At 71.0% G+C, this 17,235-nt stretch carries 19 protein-coding genes, 2 tRNA genes and 1 pseudogene; 7 read left to right on the top strand and 15 right to left on the bottom strand.

What is annotated here, in order from left to right:
• Positions 1 to 30: 30 nt before the first annotated feature.
• Positions 31 to 690: an O-methyltransferase gene (locus tag ABZ454_RS31140; protein ID WP_359542908.1), complete on the top strand. Its 660-nt coding sequence runs from the start codon at positions 31 to 33 to the stop codon at positions 688 to 690.
• 64 nt (positions 691 to 754) lie between these two features.
• On the opposite strand, the gene ABZ454_RS31135 is transcribed toward ABZ454_RS31140, so the two are convergent.
• The 4 genes from ABZ454_RS31135 to ABZ454_RS31120 all read right to left on the bottom strand — a co-directional run bounded on the left by ABZ454_RS31135 (position 755) and on the right by ABZ454_RS31120 (position 4,206).
• Complete coding sequence (locus ABZ454_RS31135; protein WP_356315948.1) at positions 755 to 979, bottom strand: zinc ribbon domain-containing protein; 225 nt, start codon at positions 977 to 979, stop codon at positions 755 to 757.
• A 193-nt stretch (positions 980 to 1,172) separates the two neighbouring features.
• A complete protein-coding gene (locus ABZ454_RS31130) occupies positions 1,173 to 1,763 on the bottom strand; it encodes a DUF4383 domain-containing protein (RefSeq protein WP_359542906.1) in 591 nt (196 codons plus the stop codon).
• A gap of 119 nt (positions 1,764 to 1,882) precedes the next feature.
• A complete protein-coding gene (locus ABZ454_RS31125; RefSeq protein WP_359542905.1) occupies positions 1,883 to 3,241 on the bottom strand; it encodes a hypothetical protein in 1,359 nt (452 codons plus the stop codon).
• A gap of 188 nt (positions 3,242 to 3,429) precedes the next feature.
• The gene (locus ABZ454_RS31120) at positions 3,430 to 4,206 is read right to left on the bottom strand and encodes a DUF4097 family beta strand repeat-containing protein (RefSeq protein WP_359542903.1); all 777 of its coding nucleotides are present in this window, start codon (positions 4,204 to 4,206) and stop codon (positions 3,430 to 3,432) included.
• Positions 4,207 to 4,552: 346 nt separating this feature from the next.
• Between ABZ454_RS31120 and ABZ454_RS31115 the strand changes: the two genes are divergently transcribed.
• Positions 4,553 to 4,627, top strand: a tRNA-Val gene (locus ABZ454_RS31115).
• A 71-nt stretch (positions 4,628 to 4,698) separates the two neighbouring features.
• The gene (locus ABZ454_RS31110) at positions 4,699 to 4,920 is read left to right on the top strand and encodes a hypothetical protein (protein ID WP_359542902.1); all 222 of its coding nucleotides are present in this window, start codon (positions 4,699 to 4,701) and stop codon (positions 4,918 to 4,920) included.
• A gap of 184 nt (positions 4,921 to 5,104) precedes the next feature.
• Here the strand turns inward: ABZ454_RS31110 and ABZ454_RS31105 are convergent, their stop codons facing one another.
• The 3 genes from ABZ454_RS31105 to ABZ454_RS31095 all read right to left on the bottom strand — a co-directional run bounded on the left by ABZ454_RS31105 (position 5,105) and on the right by ABZ454_RS31095 (position 6,578).
• Positions 5,105 to 5,758 (bottom strand): hypothetical protein, encoded by a 654-nt coding sequence (locus ABZ454_RS31105; RefSeq protein WP_359542901.1) that lies wholly within the window; start codon positions 5,756 to 5,758, stop codon positions 5,105 to 5,107.
• Positions 5,755 to 6,369, bottom strand: a complete 615-nt coding sequence (locus ABZ454_RS31100; protein ID WP_359542930.1) for a hypothetical protein — start codon at positions 6,367 to 6,369, stop codon at positions 5,755 to 5,757. Before ABZ454_RS31100 ends, ABZ454_RS31105 begins: the two co-directional genes overlap by 4 nt.
• An 80-nt stretch (positions 6,370 to 6,449) precedes the next feature.
• Positions 6,450 to 6,578 (bottom strand): hypothetical protein, encoded by a 129-nt coding sequence (locus ABZ454_RS31095; RefSeq protein ID WP_359542899.1) that lies wholly within the window; start codon positions 6,576 to 6,578, stop codon positions 6,450 to 6,452.
• A gap of 38 nt (positions 6,579 to 6,616) precedes the next feature.
• Between ABZ454_RS31095 and ABZ454_RS31090 the strand changes: the two are divergent.
• A pseudogene (locus ABZ454_RS31090) lies at positions 6,617 to 6,985 on the top strand (transposase family protein); the annotation flags it as partial.
• A gap of 27 nt (positions 6,986 to 7,012) precedes the next feature.
• Here ABZ454_RS31090 and ABZ454_RS31085 read toward each other — a convergent pair.
• Entirely contained in the window at positions 7,013 to 7,657 is a 645-nt protein-coding gene (locus ABZ454_RS31085; protein WP_359542898.1) for a hypothetical protein, read from the bottom strand.
• Between the two features lie 461 nt (positions 7,658 to 8,118).
• Here ABZ454_RS31085 and lepB point away from each other — a divergent pair, with 461 nt between their 5' ends.
• Positions 8,119 to 8,784, top strand: coding sequence for a signal peptidase I (gene lepB / locus ABZ454_RS31080; protein ID WP_359542897.1), 666 nt, complete (start codon positions 8,119 to 8,121; stop codon positions 8,782 to 8,784).
• Between the two features lie 262 nt (positions 8,785 to 9,046).
• On the opposite strand, the gene ABZ454_RS31075 is transcribed toward lepB, so the two are convergent.
• The 4 genes from ABZ454_RS31075 to ABZ454_RS31060 form a co-directional block, all read right to left on the bottom strand.
• Positions 9,047 to 9,814 carry a hypothetical protein gene (locus ABZ454_RS31075; RefSeq protein ID WP_359542895.1) on the bottom strand — a complete coding sequence of 256 codons (768 nt, stop codon included), beginning with the start codon at positions 9,812 to 9,814 and terminating at the stop codon, positions 9,047 to 9,049.
• A gap of 268 nt (positions 9,815 to 10,082) precedes the next feature.
• Positions 10,083 to 10,157: transfer RNA gene (locus ABZ454_RS31070), tRNA-Trp, on the bottom strand.
• A 466-nt stretch (positions 10,158 to 10,623) separates the two neighbouring features.
• On the bottom strand, positions 10,624 to 12,063 hold the full coding sequence (locus ABZ454_RS31065; RefSeq protein WP_359542894.1) for an MFS transporter: 1,440 nt from the start codon (positions 12,061 to 12,063) through the stop codon (positions 10,624 to 10,626).
• A 392-nt stretch (positions 12,064 to 12,455) separates the two neighbouring features.
• Complete coding sequence (locus tag ABZ454_RS31060; RefSeq protein WP_359542893.1) at positions 12,456 to 12,752, bottom strand: hypothetical protein; 297 nt, start codon at positions 12,750 to 12,752, stop codon at positions 12,456 to 12,458.
• A 335-nt stretch (positions 12,753 to 13,087) separates the two neighbouring features.
• On the opposite strand from ABZ454_RS31060, the gene ABZ454_RS31055 reads away from it, so the two are divergent.
• Both ABZ454_RS31055 and ABZ454_RS31050 read left to right on the top strand, forming a co-directional pair.
• Positions 13,088 to 13,528, top strand: a complete 441-nt coding sequence (locus ABZ454_RS31055) for a hypothetical protein (protein WP_359542892.1) — start codon at positions 13,088 to 13,090, stop codon at positions 13,526 to 13,528.
• An 89-nt stretch (positions 13,529 to 13,617) separates the two neighbouring features.
• Entirely contained in the window at positions 13,618 to 13,842 is a 225-nt protein-coding gene (locus ABZ454_RS31050; protein WP_356316078.1) for a DUF2277 domain-containing protein, read from the top strand.
• Here the strand turns inward: ABZ454_RS31050 and ABZ454_RS31045 are convergent.
• The 3 genes from ABZ454_RS31045 to ABZ454_RS31035 form a co-directional block, all read right to left on the bottom strand.
• Positions 13,829 to 14,500 (bottom strand): VTT domain-containing protein, encoded by a 672-nt coding sequence (locus ABZ454_RS31045; RefSeq protein WP_359542891.1) that lies wholly within the window; start codon positions 14,498 to 14,500, stop codon positions 13,829 to 13,831. The genes ABZ454_RS31050 and ABZ454_RS31045 overlap by 14 nt on opposite strands.
• 444 nt (positions 14,501 to 14,944) lie before the next feature.
• Positions 14,945 to 15,403: a DoxX family protein gene (locus ABZ454_RS31040; protein ID WP_359542890.1), complete on the bottom strand. Its 459-nt coding sequence runs from the start codon at positions 15,401 to 15,403 to the stop codon at positions 14,945 to 14,947.
• A gap of 83 nt (positions 15,404 to 15,486) precedes the next feature.
• A complete protein-coding gene (locus tag ABZ454_RS31035) occupies positions 15,487 to 17,235 on the bottom strand; it encodes an alkaline phosphatase D family protein (RefSeq protein ID WP_359542888.1) in 1,749 nt (582 codons plus the stop codon).

The raw sequence follows: 17,235 nt of genomic DNA, 5'->3' as shown, positions 1-17,235 counted from the left end.
GGAACACTCGGCGGAGCAGGGAGTCGCGCGGTGACCAAGGGCAACGAAACGAAGATCACGGACGAGCTGTACGCGTACATGCTGGCCCACAACCCGCCGCTGGACGCGGTCCAGCGCGAGCTGGTCGAGACCACGTACGCCACGTTCCCCGACCACGCGGGCATGCAGTCGGCGGAGGAACAGGGCCCGCTGCTCGCCTTCCTCGTCCGGCTGACCGGGGCCCGGCACATCGTGGAGGTCGGCACCTTCACCGGGTTCTCCGCCCTGGCGATGGCCCAGGCCCTGCCCGCCGGCGGACGGCTGATCGCGTGCGACATCTCGGAGGAGTGGACCGCCTACGCCCGGAAGGCCTGGGCGAAGGCAGGCGTCGCCGACCGGATCGAGCTGCGGATCGCCCCGGCCCTCGACACGCTGCGGGCCATGCCCGCGGAACCGCACATCGACTTCGCCTACCTGGACGCGGACAAGGGCAACTACATCGCGTACTGGGAGGAACTGGTGCCCCGGATGCGCCAGGGCGGCGTCATCACCACGGACAACGTGCTCTTCCACGGCGGCGTGACGGACCCGCGGGCGACCGGAGGGGCGGCGGCCATCAAGGAGTTCAACAACCACGTGTCCGCCGACCCGCGGATGGACAGCGTCCTGCTCACGGTGTCGGACGGACTGACGCTGTCGCGCAAGCGGTAGCCGTATCCGGCGGCCCTGGCCGGTGCCCGGTAGCCGCGAGGCGTGGGGCGGCTACCGCGACGGCTCAGCCGCAGCAGCCCCCGCCGCAGCAGCCCCCGCCACCCCCACCGGCCGAGGGAGCGGGCGCGGGCGCGGAACCGGCCGAGCCGCCCACGGCGACGGTCGACAGAAGCTTCACGGTGTCCTCGTGCCCGGCGGGGCAGGAGGCGGGAGCCGAGGACTCGGCCATCGGACGGCTGAGCTCGAAGGTGTCTCCGCAGGAGCGGCAGCGGTACTCGTAACGAGGCATGCCCCCAGGCTATCGGCCGCTGTGCGCTCTGTCCGTACGCTCGGGAGGAGGCGAGGCTTTGCCCGGCGTGTGCGAAGGCCGTCGCGTCGGAAGCGGGCTTCGCCTGGCGTGCGGGGGAGAAGGCCGTCGCGTCGGGAGGGGCTTCGCCCGTACGCATCCCCCTACGCAGCCGGTCGGACCCCCGCTCGCTGCCTCACGGACCTTCCGGCCGGGCGACAGGCATCTCACCGGTCGCCCGGCGCCGCGCGAGTCGCTGCTCACGTGAGACGAGGTCGGGATGGCGGGCCCGCCAGTACGGGTTGTCGTGGGGGAGCCCGCCGCTGACGCGGCCGTACATCCCGAACATCATCAGGAGCACCCCGACCACGAAGCTGAAGAGCACGTTCTGGATCTCGAACGCGAGGAAGTTGAGCCCGCTGTCGAGCAGGGCGAGATTGACGAAGCCGCTCAGGATGAAGGCGATGCCCAGCACCATGTTGAGCGTCGAGGCGAAGTTGCCGCCGATGACCATCCCGACGAACAGCAGCAGCCCGACGCAGATCGACAGCACGCTGAGCGTGCCGTTGGTGCTGAGGCCCGCGACCGTGTCACCCCCGGTGTCGAAGAAACCGATGTGGTGGGTCAGCCCGAGGATGCCGAAGGCGAGCAGTACCAGCCCCATCAGCCCGGCGCCGATCCGGTAGACGCGGCTGAGCCGGTGGTCCACCGGCAACTGCTCATCGAGCCGGGCGACTCGGCGAGCGGCGGTCGGCCGCCGGGTGGGACGCAGTGCATGGGTGGCCATGGGGGCCTCCTTCACGTACTCCCAGGGTCTCGCCGGGACGAGCCCGCCGCACGTCGGAGCGGCCCCGGGGACGGGAGGTGCCCCCACCCCCGGGAAGCCGTCCCCCAGCCCTCGGTCCCTCAGGCGCCGGCGCCGCGCTCCTCGCGGATCTCGGAGACGACGCGTGCGGCGGTCTGTCGTACGCCTTCCGTCACGGTCAGGAAGTGCCAGTAGTCGGGGTGTCGCCCCTCGAGTGCGGTGACGGCCTGGTCGAGCCGGGCCACCGCGTCGTCGAGCGGCTGGGCGTGGCGCGGTTCGGGCGTGTGGCGCCCGGCCATGGCGAGGCGCTGGGCGTCGCGGACGGCGAACCGGGTGCGCTGGATCTCCTGCTGCGGGTCCTTGGCGACGGCGTCCAGCCGCCGCAACCGGTCACCGGCCGCGGACACCGCGTCGTCCGTGGCGTTGAGCAGGGCCCGTACCGTACTGAGCCGGGACGTGGCATCCGCCCAGCGCTGCTCGTCACGCGCCTTCGCGGCCTCCTTCAGCTTCTCCTCGGCCTGGCGCACGTTGATGGCGGCCTGCTCGGGAACCGGCTGGAGGTCCTGCCAGCAGGCCGCCGAGAAGCGTCGCCGCAACTCGCTGAGGACCGGCTCGACGGAGGCCGACCGGGTCGTCAGCGCCTGGGCCCGCGTGCGCAGCGTCACCAGCCGCTTGTCGATCTCGGCGGCCCGCTCGGGCAACTGCGCCGCCTCGGCGCGTACGGCTTCGGCGTCGCGCAGCACCTGATCGGCGCGCTGGAGGGTCTCGGGCACGCCGTGCCGGCCGGCGCCCTGGTTGAGCTTGGTCAGCTCGGGGGCGAGGGCGGCCAGCCGTGCGGCGAGCTCGTCCGCCCGCAGGCCGGACGCCCGCACCGCGTCGAGAGCATTGCTCGCGGAGAGGAGCGCCTGTCGCGCCCGCTCCACCGCGGGGGCGAGCCGGGCGAGCTGCGTCTCGGCAGTCCCCAGCAGCGGCCCGAGCCCGGCGGCGAACCGGTCCAGCTCGCCCTTGACCCGTACGAGCTCGTCCTTCGCGGCGGACAGCTCGGCCCGGGCGCGGGAGGCGACCGCAGGTTCAAGATCGTGCCGGTCGAGATCGTGCGCGTCGACGGCGGTGATGTAGGCGCGGCTGGCCTCGTCGATACGCCGCCCGAGCGCGGCGAAGCCGTCGACGGCCTTCCGGGCGGCCGGCGAGCTGTCCACCGCGGTGATGGTCTCTATGGAGATCTGCAGATCGCGCTGGGCGGTGTCGAGCTCGTAGAAGGCCTCGGCGGCGGCATCCTTCGCGGCCTGCGCCTCGGCCCGCTGCCCCTCCCCACGCCCGCCGAACCAACGCCGCGTCCCGCCCCCGGCGAAGGCGGCGGGCAGAGCCGCGGCGAGCACCGGCACGGGAAGGAGTATCAGCAAAAGAACGTCACGCACACCGCGACCGCGCCCGTACAAGCGGACAGGAGCGCCGCTCACACCGCTGGAAAGGCGCGCACCGCCGACGTGGCCCGCACCGCCGGCAGGGCTGACAACGGAACTGACGGCGGAACCCCCACCCGCTCTCGCCTGCGGCTTCGCGTGTGTCGCCGTCACATCCCTCTCCCGTGCTGTTTCGCCTTGCCCGGTACATTCTCCCACCAGGTAAGGACGAACACACGGGCCTGTTAGTTCGCGGTTCGCACCGTGACTTCACCGCTGTCGCTGTGCGCCTTCACCGCATGCGGGCTGTCGTCACTGCGCGGCACGGCCACGGAGACGTGCCCGTTGTCGGCCGACGCGGACACGGCGTACCGGCTGCTGCCCGCAGGCAGGTCGATGGTGATGCTCCCGTTGTCGCTGACGGTGTCCACCAGATCGGGGACCCGGCTGAAGTCGAGCTTCACCCCGCCGTTGTCCGAGCGGGCCACCACGGACGCCCCCGCGATCCGCTCGCCGCGCACGGAGCCGTTGTCACTCTTCAGCTCCAGCGGCCCGGTGACATCCCGGACGACGACCCCGCCGTTGTCGGAGGAGAGCGTGAGCGGCGTACCGAACCCCGACGCGGTGATCTTCCCGTTGTCCGCATCCACGGTCAGAGCGACCCCGCGAGGCACCTTCACCTGGTGCTGCGCGCCGCAGTCGCTGATCAGGGCGTCGCACTTCACCCGAAGCGTCAGCGTGCCGCCCTCCAGCTCCCACACGGGATCCGGCCCGGTCCCGAGCATGACCCACCCGTCGACCCTGCGGGTCACCTCGATCTGCTCGACATCGGCGGGAACGACCTCCACGGTGGAGTTCTCCGCATCAATGGTCAGCGCCTTCCCGCTGTACGCGAACGACTTGTGCTCGGCGGGCGCACCCTCCACGTCGGTGCCGCCACACCCACTGAGCACACCCACGAGCAGAACGGTCCCCCCGGCGGCCGCGAGGGCGTTGCTACGCGTACGGGTAAGGATGGTCATGACGGTCGAGTCCCCCTGGCTGGCCCGGTAGATGCGCTCCCACCGTATGCAGCGCCCGCCCGGCAGACGATCCGGGCGGCTACCGTCTCCGGGGTGGGGATATCCCCCGTACGCGGGGGCGGGAGGGGGCGGGGGCGGGGACGGCGGCGGGGCGGCGGGGGTGGGCGCGGGTGCGGGGACGCGGGCGCTGCTGTCCGGCGGGGGCGCTCGGCCGGGTGCGGGGCGGGCGGGGGACGCTCGGCCGGGCGGGGGCGTGCGGTGCGGGCGGGGCCCGCCGGCCCGACGTCGGCCGGGTAACCGATTGTCGACAGGTGCCGTGGGCCATGTAACCTGTTGCCTCATCCACGGGTGCGTAGCTCAGGGGTAGAGCGCTGCTCTTACAAAGCAGATGTCGGCGGTTCGAAACCGTCCGCGCCCACCAGTGCAAAGGCCCCCAACCGATCATGGTTGGGGGCCTTTGACATCTACTTCTGACATCAACCGGGGCGGCCCTTGGCCGCGTACATGGCGCAGTCGGCGGTGGCGAGCGCGTCGGAGGAGGCTGCGGACCGGCAGGTCGTTGGCCTGGCCCTGGGCCACACGATCGAACTCGACAAGCACAACACGTCGAGCGACACGGACTGCTACCGCGTATCCGCGTCCGCCGCCCGCATCTACGTCGTCGCCGACCCTGACCCGTACGCGTCAGGCGACCCAGATCCAGACGGACATTAGAGGGGCGACGTCTGGTCCGTCGACGTGTGGTGACCAGCTGGCGACCTCCCAGCAGCGTCCGTGATATCTCTTCGCCACGAAAAGCGCCGGGCAACGATTCCCTGCGCAGCGGGCAACGATCTGAAGAGCGCGTGCCACCCAGCTGATCAGCCACACTTAAGCCCCCCGTGCCGCATCCAACCGGCTAGCCCACAGGCCAATGTGGGTTCAGCGTGCCGTCATTGCTCATGTGCGCCCGTTGCCAGATTTCGTTCCAGTTGAACGGGGTCTCCGGCACGAACCGGTGCCGCTGCCCGCACGGACATGGCGCCAGCGCCCGCGCGCACCCACGGCAAAGCTCGACCCAACCGTGCCCGGTCGAGCTCAGCACTCGTGGTCCCTCATCCCCGCAAGCCGGGCAGCCGGGCGGCTCGGCACCGTCCAAAATCGCGTTCTGCCGCCGAACGTACTCGGACAGGCGCAGCGACGGGTGGCGAAACGGGTCTTCGAACCAGGCACGGTCGGGGCTTTCCCACCAGCTCTGCAGCCACCACGGCCGAGGGTTCGGTACAGCCCGCCGCCCAGCCTGCTTCTCTGCCCGGCGTTGCGCGGCGTACTCGTCTGCCCGCACGAGCCACAGCACCCGCGCCTCGTGCAGTTCCTCCACCGCACGCGCCAGCGCGTCCGGGTCCGCCTCCAACCGACGGGGGATCGCGGCGCTGAGCGTGAGGTGGTGGTATGTCGCCCGCAAGCCGTAAGGAGCAAAAACGGTGAGGCAAGTGCGCAACGCGCTGTGCCGCCGGTGGAGGGGGAGCCGGGCGTCGTGCACGTGCGCTCGGTGGGTCAGGAAGCTGGTCATGGTGTAGGCACCAGGTCCAGTGCCCGTGCCAGGGCGGCAGTGACGGCGGCAGCGTGTGCCGGCAGGTGTTGTTCAGCCCAGATTCCGGCAACGCTGAGGAAGTCCTGCAAATCCTGCTGGGCGCCGGTCACGAGCGTCCGTATCTGGTCTACTGACAGCTCGATCACTGGGTCCGTCCCGTGAGCGTCGAGCGTCAGCCGGACGATGTCGCCAAGACGTTCGGCCACCGAGGACGGATCGTGGCCGAAGTAGGAGCAGCCGGTACCGTTAAGCACCTCCAGCCAGTCCCGCCAGGTCTCCAGGCCGTTGCAGCAGCCCGGCTCTACGAAGACGGTGTCGGTGGCGTTGTCGGTCACCCGGAAGCCGCCGACGGCGAACAGATCAGCCATGGTGAGCAGCCCGTGCAAGAAGGTGCCGAGCGGATCGGTCGGGCACGGCCCGTGCTCCTCCTCCGGCTCGAAGTCGTTGCAGTCGGCGATCTGCATAACCGCCGTGCCGACCTCCGCCGGAGTGAGCTCCCCGCTCAGCACGAGGTAGCCATACGACTCGTGCTCGCCAACAGGCCAGAGCGCGAAGTCGTCGGCTGCGGAGATCTCCAGAACGGGTTGCATCACAATCACATGGGGATGATGCCGGACCCACTGCTACCCCGCCACGGGCTTTCAGCTGGCATGGGGCTCGGAGCGGGCCGCTACCTGGGCAGTTTCGCGGTGCGCTCCGGGCAGGCGGCGCCGACATAGCGCATGGCGGTCTGCGCGGTGATCCCGAGAAGCCGCATCAGCTTGAGGGGATCACCGGTGGCCAACGCCTCGTTGAACATGCGGTCCTGCCGCAGGCCGACGAGCGTGACGTCCTTGGGTCGTCATCGATGCCGACACCCGCCTGGTCGTCGTGGTCGGACGGCCGCTGCCCGGCTACCGGAACGACTGCAAGGCGTGGGAGGAATCAGGGGCCAAGTCAGCGGTCCGACGGACGACCGTAATAGCTGACGGCGGCTACCCAGGGACTGGATTGATCATGCCGTACCGCCGCACCAAGAGCGAGGAAAGCCCCGACTGGAAGCGGGAGCACAACCGCTCACACAAGGAGGTCCGCGCACGAGTGGAGCACGTCTTTGCTCGAATGAGGCCCTGGAAGATCCTCCGCTACTGCCGGCTCAAAGGCGACGGCCTCCACCACGCCATGCGCGGCATCGCCCGCCTGCACAACCTCATCCTTGCTGGATAGGGCCACAGCCGAACTCCTGCAGGTTTCTCAGCCGCGTCCGTCGGCGGGGCGCGGAGTGTGTCGCGGCCACTGCGCGCCCACCTGTTCCACCACAGCGGCTCGGAAGGCTTCCAAAAGGACGCCGCCGGGGTACGTCCCAAACGCTCGGCACTTCCAGCGGTAGTAGCACGACCAGTAGCTCACCACGCGCCGCTCCGTGCGCGCGAAGAAGGCCGGATTCCGAGCGATGAACTCACCGTAGGCACGGCGCTGGGCCGAGCCCGGGTCCGCGAGCCCGGGAAGGCCCCGGCCGATCGCCTCGATGATCTCCACCACGTACTCGCCGGCCAACTGCATTACGAACGGGACCACCCACGGCTCGCCCGACGCCACGATCCGCTCAAGGTGCCGCTGGCGAACCCGGCCATCGTGGTGCCGGGAGTACAGGCAGTGCAGAATCACCTGCTGTGTCCCGGACAGTTGCCCACCTGAGCCGACGCCCGGCTCCTCGTTGTAGATGCGCGACGGGATGGCGACGGTCTCGCCCTGCGCCTCGACCTCGAAGGGCATCGTCGGCGCGAGCCTGGCCTCCGGCATGACCGCTAGGACGCTGCGCGCGTCGCCGGCAAGACGGGTCGGAAACGCTGCCGTCAGCGCATGGGCGACGTTCGACGGGTCCCGGGGCAACTGCACCACAGGAGGATATGCGGCGAACCTCTCGGTCACTCAACCGCCCGCCTCAACGTTGCGGGGACGTTAGGAACTTTCGATCTTTGGGTAGCAGCGTGTCGCTGGACGTGCGCTCCATGATCATCCCTAGATGGAGGCGTTCATGCTGCTTCGGCTGGCACTTGGCGATCTCCGTCTGGACCACGTCGGCGTCCAGCGCTGACCGGTAAAATTGCCACGTCTTGGCCATCAGCCCCCGCCGTCCGCTCCTCGCGGAGGGGTCGCCGCTCACTGATTCGGATGAAGCGGACGGTCGGAGAGTCAGGCTGCTTCCCGTTGAGTGTCTAACTGCGTAATGCAGGCAGCACGAGCGGGACCTGGCGGGTAGTCAGCGTCGACGGCTGCTGAGGATGGGCACGTGCTGAGGCCGCATAGCCTTTGCCGGCCCGTACAGCCGTCGGGCTGTTCAAGGGGAGGGTTTGTACATGCCGCAGCGAGGAACGGCCGCCAGGTTGCGCGATGTGGCCTGGCTGTTGGCGCCACTCGGGTTGGCCATCCTGGCCGGGGCTGCCGTGTATGCGGTCACGCATTACCAGGTGGTCACCGTTTCGGGCGACTCGATGAGGCCCACATATCGTCCTGGGGGGCGACTGCTGATCGAGCAGGTCGACGCGAATGAGATACGCCGAGGTGACGTGGTCCTCATCGCGCCCCCCGAGCGCTATATGGCCGCCCCGGTAGTACGGCGGGTCATTGGAATAGGCGGCGATCATGTGGTGGGCGTGGGGAATCGGGTCACGGTGAACGGGAAGCCACTCGACGAGCCGTACGTGAAGGACGCCGACGAGAACGTGACGGCCAGAGCGTACGACGTGATGGTCCCGGACGGGCGGTTGTTCGTGTTGGGCGACCACCGTGCGAATGCCAACGACTCGCGTTATCACCTCGGTGAGCAGTCGGGCAGCTTCGCGGTCACTGGGGTGCGGGGAAGGACACGGGAGAACTCCGGCATACCGGCAGTGTTGCTCGTCAGCGGGGGCGCCGGCGTTGCGTTGATCCTGGGCGGCATCGGAGGTTACGCGGCCCGACGACGTGCCCGGAGGTTGCTTCCTCCGCCCCACCAGGCCTGGTCCAGCGCTCTTTCCGGCTGACCGACTCCAGTGTCCCTCGCGTACCCGTTCGCCCGGGGGATCGTGGGAGACAGCAATAGTTCTCAGGCGGGCCAGAACAAGAGAGCCCCCGACCTGTGGTGCTGGTCAGAGGCTCTCGATCACTGCGATGGGTGTGGCATGTGGGGCCGCGGTGACACCGCCGCCGTGGGCGTGTTGCAACCCGGTGCTCTGCCGCTCCACCGACCGTGCCGCATTGTGCTCGTGCGCCTACGAGCGTTTGAGCTGCCGCGTCCGCTGGTCGTCAGTAGCGGTGGCCGGGCCAGTGCGGGTCCGTCCAGCGGGCCTCGCCGGTGAGGCCGAGCAGCCGTATCCGGTGCTGCAGATCCGCCGGTGCGCCCGACTCGTGGAGCCGCACCGCGGCGTGGCCGAGGAGCCAGGCGACCAGGTCGGTGCGCATCGCCTCCTCGTCGTGCTCGTACCAGCCGACGCTCCACGGCAGGCTGTCTCCCAGGAGCTCGTACTCCCACTCCGCCGCCGCCTCGGCGAGGCGGCGGTCGCTGAGACGCCCTGTCTGCTTCTCCCATGCGGCGAGCCAGGGGCCGACCGATCCGGACGCCTCGGCACACATCGCGAAGACCTGGTGCGCCGGGACGACCGCATCCGGATCGGTGAGGCTGTGCTCCCACCAGGCATGCAGAAACTCACGTACCGAAGCGGCCTGGTCGTCGGGCCACTGCTGCCAGCGGCCTCGGGCGAACGAATACCCGGCCTCTTCCAGACCGAACAGGGGGTCCGCGCCACCGGCGACCAGGACGGGGGCGAACTGCGGCAGGATGCGGCGCAGTACGGCCCCGTGATCCGTCCAGTCGATGGCCGTCCAGGTCCGGCGCAGGAGATCCGGCTCCAGCTCCACGTCGGGCGTCTTCAGGAGGGAGAGCTCCTGCGCGCTGCCCCAATGGCACTCGCAGTTGTTCTCGTCGGGCTGCGCGGTCATGCCGCGGAAGGTGACGGCGAGATCGTCCAGGGCGGCGCTGAGGCGCCGGCGTGCGGGATGGTCGGCGAGATGCATGAGGTGCCCGGCCTTCGAGGACTCCGTACGGCTTCCGCCGGCCGAAGGTCGCCACCTTACCGGGTGGCGCAGGCCTGCGGCCGGCCGCCGGGGACGAGCGACGAGCATCCTGCGCGCGGCAGCAATCTCGTGCAGGCGTCGGTCAGCCTGGTCCTGGTGCGGGAGGAAGTGTTGTAGGCCTCTCGTCGCGCCCGGATGGTGCGTGGTGGCCGCCGCCCTTGAGCGGCGCTGAGTATTGGGGGTCGGCGGCAGGTGGTGGGGCGGGGGACAGAGCCGGCCGGATTCGAACCGGCGTCCTCGCGGTTTTGGAGACCGCGCGCGACGACCTCTGCGCTACGGCTCCGCCCTGTCCGCCATCCTACGGACTTCCGCTGCCCCCGGATCCGTAAGGCAGTTGGCGCTTTAGCCGCCCTGCCGCGCCCTGCGGGGCAGCCGAACGACGGCCTCAATCAGCGCGCAGCCGCGCGTGCGGAGTCTGGTGGGAGATGCCTGGCATCTGCGCCATGCGGCGAGCGCCTCCTTGACGAAGTCGGGCCGCGCCGCGGCGTGTTCGCTCGTGTCGATGTCGCTCAGCATGTCGTCGGGCCCCCTCGCCCGGTGCGTTGGAGGGTGTGGTGGGGCGGTTGCCGCGTCGTTTCCCTCCCCGTCAACAGACGCGGCAGTGGCGCTCCCGTGTTCAGGGGAGGCGGCCGCCACGAGTCCGACCCTCGCGCGCGAGATCGAGAGGATCTCGGGCGGACGGCTCACGAGGCGGACCGGCTCGCTGTACGGACCCTGGATCGCGCGATGGCCCGTGCCCGCTCGACACGTCACTCGTCGGCATACGTCTGCAACCGCCCATCGGGCGCGGCCGACGGGCGTGGGGCCGGTCGCTGGTCGTACGGGAGGTGTCTGCCCAGGCGGGCCAGCGGGGAGAGTGCCATGAAGAGCGGGGACAGCGAGAGGGCGACGGCGGTCGCCAGCAGAGTCGTGCGCAGTCCCCAGTGGGCCGCCAGGAAGCCGCCCAGCAGGGAACCGATCGGGGTCAGTCCCAGACCGGCGAAGGTGATCGTCGCCACGACCCGGCCCTGTATCGCCACGGGCGTGATGGCCTGCCGCACGGCCATCATCGTGACGTTGACCAGCTGGCCGAAGGCGCCGAAGAGGAAGTTGACGCCGATGAGTACGGGGAGCGTGGACGCGGCCGGGCCGTGCAGCGCCGGTACGCAGAGCATCACGCCGTCCGCGACGACCGCCGAGAACACCAGGACCCTGCCGTACCCGAACCTCCTCGGCAGTCCGGCCGCCAGCAGGGACCCCACGACCGCGCCCGGCCCGGTCGCGGCGAGCGCCAGGCCGACGCCCGTACCCGACAGGTGCAGTTCGCGCGGGAGGTAGAGCAGGTAGACGGTCATCAGCGCGGCGAGCGAGAACTGGAAGAGGGCCGAGGCCACCCCCACCGCCCGCAAGGCCGCGTTGCCCGCCACGAACCGCAGTCCCTCGTGGATCTGCCGCAGGACGCGAACCGGGCCGTCGGCGGGCGCAAGGACCGGCTCCCGCCTGCGGATCCGCCAGATCGACACGGACGACAGCGCGAAGAAGAACGCGCCGGTGACGACGGCGACCGGGCCGGAGAACAGCGACACCAGCGCGCCACCGAGGGCCGGGCCTCCGAACTGCGCCGCTGATCTGCTGCCCTCCAGCGCACTGTTGCCCTGCGGCAGCCGGTCGCGGTCCACCAGTCGTACGAGCGACGCCTGGTACGCCACGTCGAAGAACACGCTCAGCACCCCGACGAGCAGCGCGACCACGAGCAGCACGGGCAGCCCGAGGGCGCCGAGCAGGAAGGCGGCGGGGAGCACCGCCAGGGCGAGTGCGCGTCCGCAGTCCGCCAGCACCATCACCGTACGGGCACGCCGACGATCCACCCACGCGCCGGCGAAGAGCGAGAGCAGCAGGATCGGTGCCTGCTCCACCGCGCGCAGGGTGCCGAGCTGACCGGAACCGGCGTCGAGCGACATCACGGCGACGAGTGGCAGGACCACCTGCGTGGCCTGCGCCCCGAACTGGGACGCGGTCTGGCCCGCCCACAGTCTGCGGAAGTCGGCGTCCCGCCACAGACTCGGCGGCGCCCCGGACCGGTTGCTGTCGGACGCCTTCCCCGCGCGCCCCGACCGGTTGCTGTCGGCCGCCGTGATCGCGCGCTCCGACCCGTTGCTGTCGGCCGCCGTGATCGTGTGCTCCGACCGGTTGCTGTCGGCCGCCGTCATCGCGAACCCCGTACGTGCCGGTCTTCAGGACAGGAGGCGAGAGGGTTTGCGGCGGGCGTGGGGGAGGTTCGGGAGGGTGGCATCGGTTGCACGGAGGCCCCTTGGGCTGCGGAGGACAACGCTCGCCGGCCGGGGCGCGGGAAAGCGCACCGGCGGTTCGGGCGAGTAAGGCTCGCTGTGCCGCAGAACGGAGGCAGCACGCGATGACGGGTCGATCACGACCTACGACGTCAGCGCGCGCTCGGGCGACCGGGCATCTCCACTCCTGCCTCAGGGATCACGTGGTGGTGGTCGAAGGGTAGCGCCGGGGCCATCGAAGGACGAGGGGGTTTTCGCCCCGGCCGGGCCCGTACGGTTTCTGCCCCGACGGCCTGGTCCCCCTCGTCCCCGCCTCATCCGCAGGAGCACGACGACGCGTAGAGCGCGAACACCACCGCGGCAGCCGTCGTACAGGCGGCCGCTGCTGCCAGGCGGCTCTTGCGCGGGGTCCCGGCCGGGCGGCGCAGTTCCCGAGCGCCGTAGCAGAGGAAGACGGCGAGGAGCCCGGCCAGGCCACCGGTGATCAGCGGGCTCCGCTGCCACCCCCAGACGGACAGCACGAGCAGGCCCGCCAGGAGCAGGCATGCCGCCGCCGTCAGGACGAGTTCCCCCACCGTCTCGACGACGAACTCGACGACGCATGTGCGCACGCCACGACCCACCGTGCGCGTACGCCGCCACGCGCGTCCGCGTACCCCGCCCCGCGTCATTCCGCTCCCCACCCCACCGGCCACGGGCCCGTGCGACCGTGTCACCCCGCCGGAACGATATGCGGTGCTACGGCCTGGCGGAACGGTGCGGGGCCCGGGACGCGTACGCGTATGCGTATGCGCGTGCGCCCTCTCGCGCACCGTCCCCTTGCTCGCGCCCTTCGCCCGCCCCCCAGGCTCGACCCCTCACCCGTTCGGCCGCGTCGGGTAGCCGCGCCCGGACGCGCCGAGCAAGGTCGGTCTGACGTGCAGTTCCACCGGCCCAGGAGGTACTGATGGCACAGACCGCGCCCACACCGGGCAGCTCTTCCCCGCCTCCGTCGCACCCCGGGGGCATCAACCCCTGGGCGGCCGGCGGGATCATGTTCGCCGGCGTCCTGCTGATGGTCGACGGGGTGCTGGGGGCGATCAAGGGCATCGCCGGAATCGCGTCGAACGACGTCTACGCGCGGATCGACGACTATGCCTTCAAGTTCAACGTGACCGCGTGGGGATGGATCCACCTCGTCCTCGGCATCATCCTCGCCGTCGTCGGCTGGGGCATCCTCAAGGGCGCAGTCTGGGCGCGCGGGGTCGGTGTCGGGCTCGCGGCGCTCAACATGATCGCCAACTTCATGTGGCTGCCCTACCAGCCGGTCTGGGCCGTCGTCTCCCTCGCCATCGACACCTTCGTCATCTGGGCCCTGTGCACGGACCGCTCCAAGGCGGTCATCTGACGGGCGCCGTCCGGCGGGTCGGAGGGACCGGCCAGGGGTGGCGCGGCCGGAAGCGGGACGTTGTCAGTGGCGCGGTCCACACTGGAGGCATGTGCCGAAGCATCAAGACCCTTCGCCCGCCGGCCCTCCCCGAAGAGGCCACCGAGGAGGACGTCCGCGCTGCCGCCCTGCAGTTCGTCCGCAAGGTATCCGGCTTCCGTGCCCCGGCCGCGCACAACAGAGAAGTCTTCGACCGGGCCGTCGACGAGATCGCCGAAGCGACGACCCGGCTGCTGGACGGCCTGGAAGTGCGGGGTGGTGTCAGGACGCCGTAGGGACCGGGACCGGAGCCGCGGCCGCGGCGGCCGCCGCCGGGCGCTTCATCAGGAGAGCGGCGAACGCCCCCGCGACGAACAGGGCCAGGACCGACAGGGCCGTACCCAGCCAGCTCGCGCCCAGCCAGTGGGCGCCGAAGTAGCCGAGGCCCACGCTGTAGCCCGCCCAGGCCACGCCCGCCACAGCGGACCACGGCAGGAACTCCTTCACCTTGCGGTGCGAGGCGCCCGCGCCCAGCGAGACGACCGAGCGGCCGGCCGGGGCGAAGCGTGCGATGACGACGAGGACCCCGCCCCCGCGGCTCAGCGCGGCGCCGAGACGTTCCTGCGCCGAGGTGAGGCGGCGCGAGCGGGCGATGGCGCGGTCCAGACGCTCGCCGCCGCGCCAGGCCAGCCGGTACGCGACGAGGTCGCCGAGGACCGAGGCGGTGGCCGCGCAGAGGATCAGGGCCAGGACCGAGGGGACCTCGGTCACGTGTCGGGCAGCGCCCGCGGCGTCAGCGGCCACGGAAGTGGTGCCCGCGGCGGCGGCCGTGGCGGCCGTGATCACGAGGACCCCGCTCGGCAGCACGGGGAGGAAGACGTCCAGCAGCACGGAGAGGGCGACCACGGCGTAGATCCATGGGCTGCCGGTCAGCGCAGCCACACTCTCGAGCACCTTCTACTCCCCGATCCGTAACAACGCCGCGACGTCGCAGGGGAGCGGCAGGAGCGGCAGGGCCAGCTGTACAGCGTACGCCTGCCGTTCACCCGGTGATCCGAATATGCGCGCGATGTTGGGCATCTCACGTGCGTCACAGGCGCACCGTGCGCCCCGTCCCGCCCGGGCGGCGACCGCGTGCCCGTACGCGTACGACGGACTGGGTCGGCAGCCCGCGTGCCCGTACGGCCTGGGTCGGCGACCCGTACCCGTCCTGCTCGGGCGGCGACCCGCGTGCCCGCCCGGCCTGGGTCGGGCCGGGAGCCCGCGTGCCCGTCCTGCCGTGACCGTGTCTGCGGCGGCGTCCGCACCTCGTGCCCGCCGGGGAGCGGTTCCCGGCGGGCACGAGGTCTCGCGGCGGGCCCGGTCGGTGCGGGCCGTTGCGGCGGGGTGGGGAGCGGGTCAGGCAGCGACCGGGGAGCTGGGCTCCGGTGCGCGGTCCTGGTCGCCCTTGGCGGTGGTGCGGGTGGTGAACAGCCGGTCCAGGGCCAGGGCGCCTGGGCCGGTGAAGACGAGCAGCAGGAAGGCCCAGCAGTACACGGCCGAGGGTTCGCCGCCGTTCTCCAGCGGGAAGAGGGCCTCGGGCTGGTGAACCTTGAAGTACGCGTACGCCATGGAGCCGGACGCGACGAGAGCGGCGAAGCGGGTGCCGAGGCCCAGCACCACGAGGGAGCCGCCGATGAGCTGGATGACCGCCGCGTACCAGCCGGGCCAGGTGCCGGCGGGTATGGAGCCGCCGCCCATGGCGCCGCCGAGGACGCCGAAGAGCGAGGCGGCGCCGTGGCACGCGAAGAGCAGGCCTACGACGATGCGGAAGAGCGCGAGGGCATAGGGCTGTGCCTGATTCAGGCGTGTGGACATGTGGGGAGAGCTCCTTCGGTCTGGTGGGGACGTGAACCGACTGAGCGCCAAAGATTAGGTAGACCTCACCAATACTTGCAAGTTCAACGTTTTGTCGACTGGCTGAAACTCGGCGGGGTGTCATCGGTCAGCTGTCGGTCGAAAGCCAGCTCCAACACGGTCCCGCTCTTCCTCGCTCTGGCCTGAACCAATGACAGTGCGGCTTTCCGGCCACTCAAGGTGAGTGTCATCAGCTGATTGCCGAACCACGGCCCGTCCGTCCGCTCCCACCGCGTCGACGGGGGTCCGATGCGCCCGTGCCGCGCCAGCAGCCGGCCCAGCAGGCGTCCCGCCCGGCTCCAGGCGAAACGGAACCCGGCCCTGAGCGGCGCGGGAATGGAGTTGTGCACGGGAGAGCAGGTCAGCTGCAGGACGCGGGCGGCCGGTGTGCCGCCGGGGGCGGAGGCGGACGCGAGAGGCTCCGCGATGTACGCATGGTGCACATCGCCCGACAGCACGCATACCGTCGCCGGAGCCTCGGGCCCCTCGGCCACCTCCCGGATCAGCTCCGTCAGCCGCTCGAATGACTTGGGGAAAGCCGCCCAATGCTCCAGGTCGGAGCGCTGTCGCAGGGCTTCGCCGACCCGCGCCCAGCGGCCGTCCGGCCCGCCCCGCTCGCCCCGGCACAGTGCGGCGCTCCACTGCTCCGCGTCATGGACCAGGGGCGGCAGCAGCCAGGGCAGCGAGGTGCCGATCAGGAGGTGGTCGCAGGAACCGGGGGCGTCCAGCGCGGCGTCGCGCAGCCATTCCTCCTCCCGCGGATGGAGCATCGACCGCTGCTGTTCGTCGAGCACCCGGGCCGCACGGCTGTCCACCATGAGCACCCGCACTCGGCCGAAAATGCGTCGGTAGCTCCAGCTGGTGCGGGTGGGGTCGGCGGCGGCCCCCGCGGCGAAGTGGCGCACCGCCTCCGTGGCGTCCGGGGTGGCGTGGACAGCGGTGTGAAGCGGGTCCGCGGCGAGTTCGGCGGGGGAGAGGTTGCCGAGGTGCTGGTACACCCAGTACGACATCAGGCCGCTGACGATCCGCTCGTTCCACCAGGACGTGGCACGGATGCCGGCCAGCCAGGCGGCGCTGGTGTTCCAGTCGTCGATGACGTCGTGGTCATCGAAGATCATGCAGCTGGGGACCGTCGAGAGGAGCCAGCGCACCTCGGGGTCGCGCCAGGACTCGTCGTAGAGGCAGGTGTATTCGTCGTAGTCCGCCACCTCCGCCCCCGGCGGCTCGTCCAGGTCGCGCCGGGCCGCCAGCCTGCGGCGGGTCGCCTCCGAGGTCTCGTCCGCGTAGATCTGGTCGCCCAGGAGCAGCAGCACGTCGGGGCGTACGGCGTCGGGGTCGGCGGCGAGGCGGGCGGCGAGGGTGTCCAGGGCGTCCGGGCCGACGGGATCGCTCCGGCCCGGGAGGTGGCCGTCGGCGGGCGGAGCCGCCCAGCGGCAGGAGCCGAACGCGACCCGGACCGTCCCCGGCCCGGTCCCCTCGCCGCTGTCCGCGGCGTCGGGTATCGGCGGGGTGGAGATCGTGCTCGGGGGGAACGGGTACTGCTCGGGTGGCCACACCGTGCGGTCGTCGAGCAGTACCTCGTAGGGGGTGGTGGAGCCGGGCGTCAGGCCGGTCACCACCACCAGGGCGTAGTGGTGACCGGCGACCGCGAAGGTGCGGGACGAGCCGGACGCCCCGTCCGCGCACCGGACTTCGGCCGTGCACGGCCGGTCCGCCTCGATCCAGACGGTCGCCGTGGAGGCGGTCTCCCAGTCGACGTACCGCAGCAGTGGTCCCAGGCGCAGCCCGGCCAT

Source organism: Streptomyces sp. NPDC005803, assembly GCF_040630435.1.
GTDB lineage: Bacteria > Actinomycetota > Actinomycetes > Streptomycetales > Streptomycetaceae > Streptomyces.
Note: the sequence above shows the minus strand (reverse complement) of the source record. Positions and strands in the feature narration are given on the sequence as shown.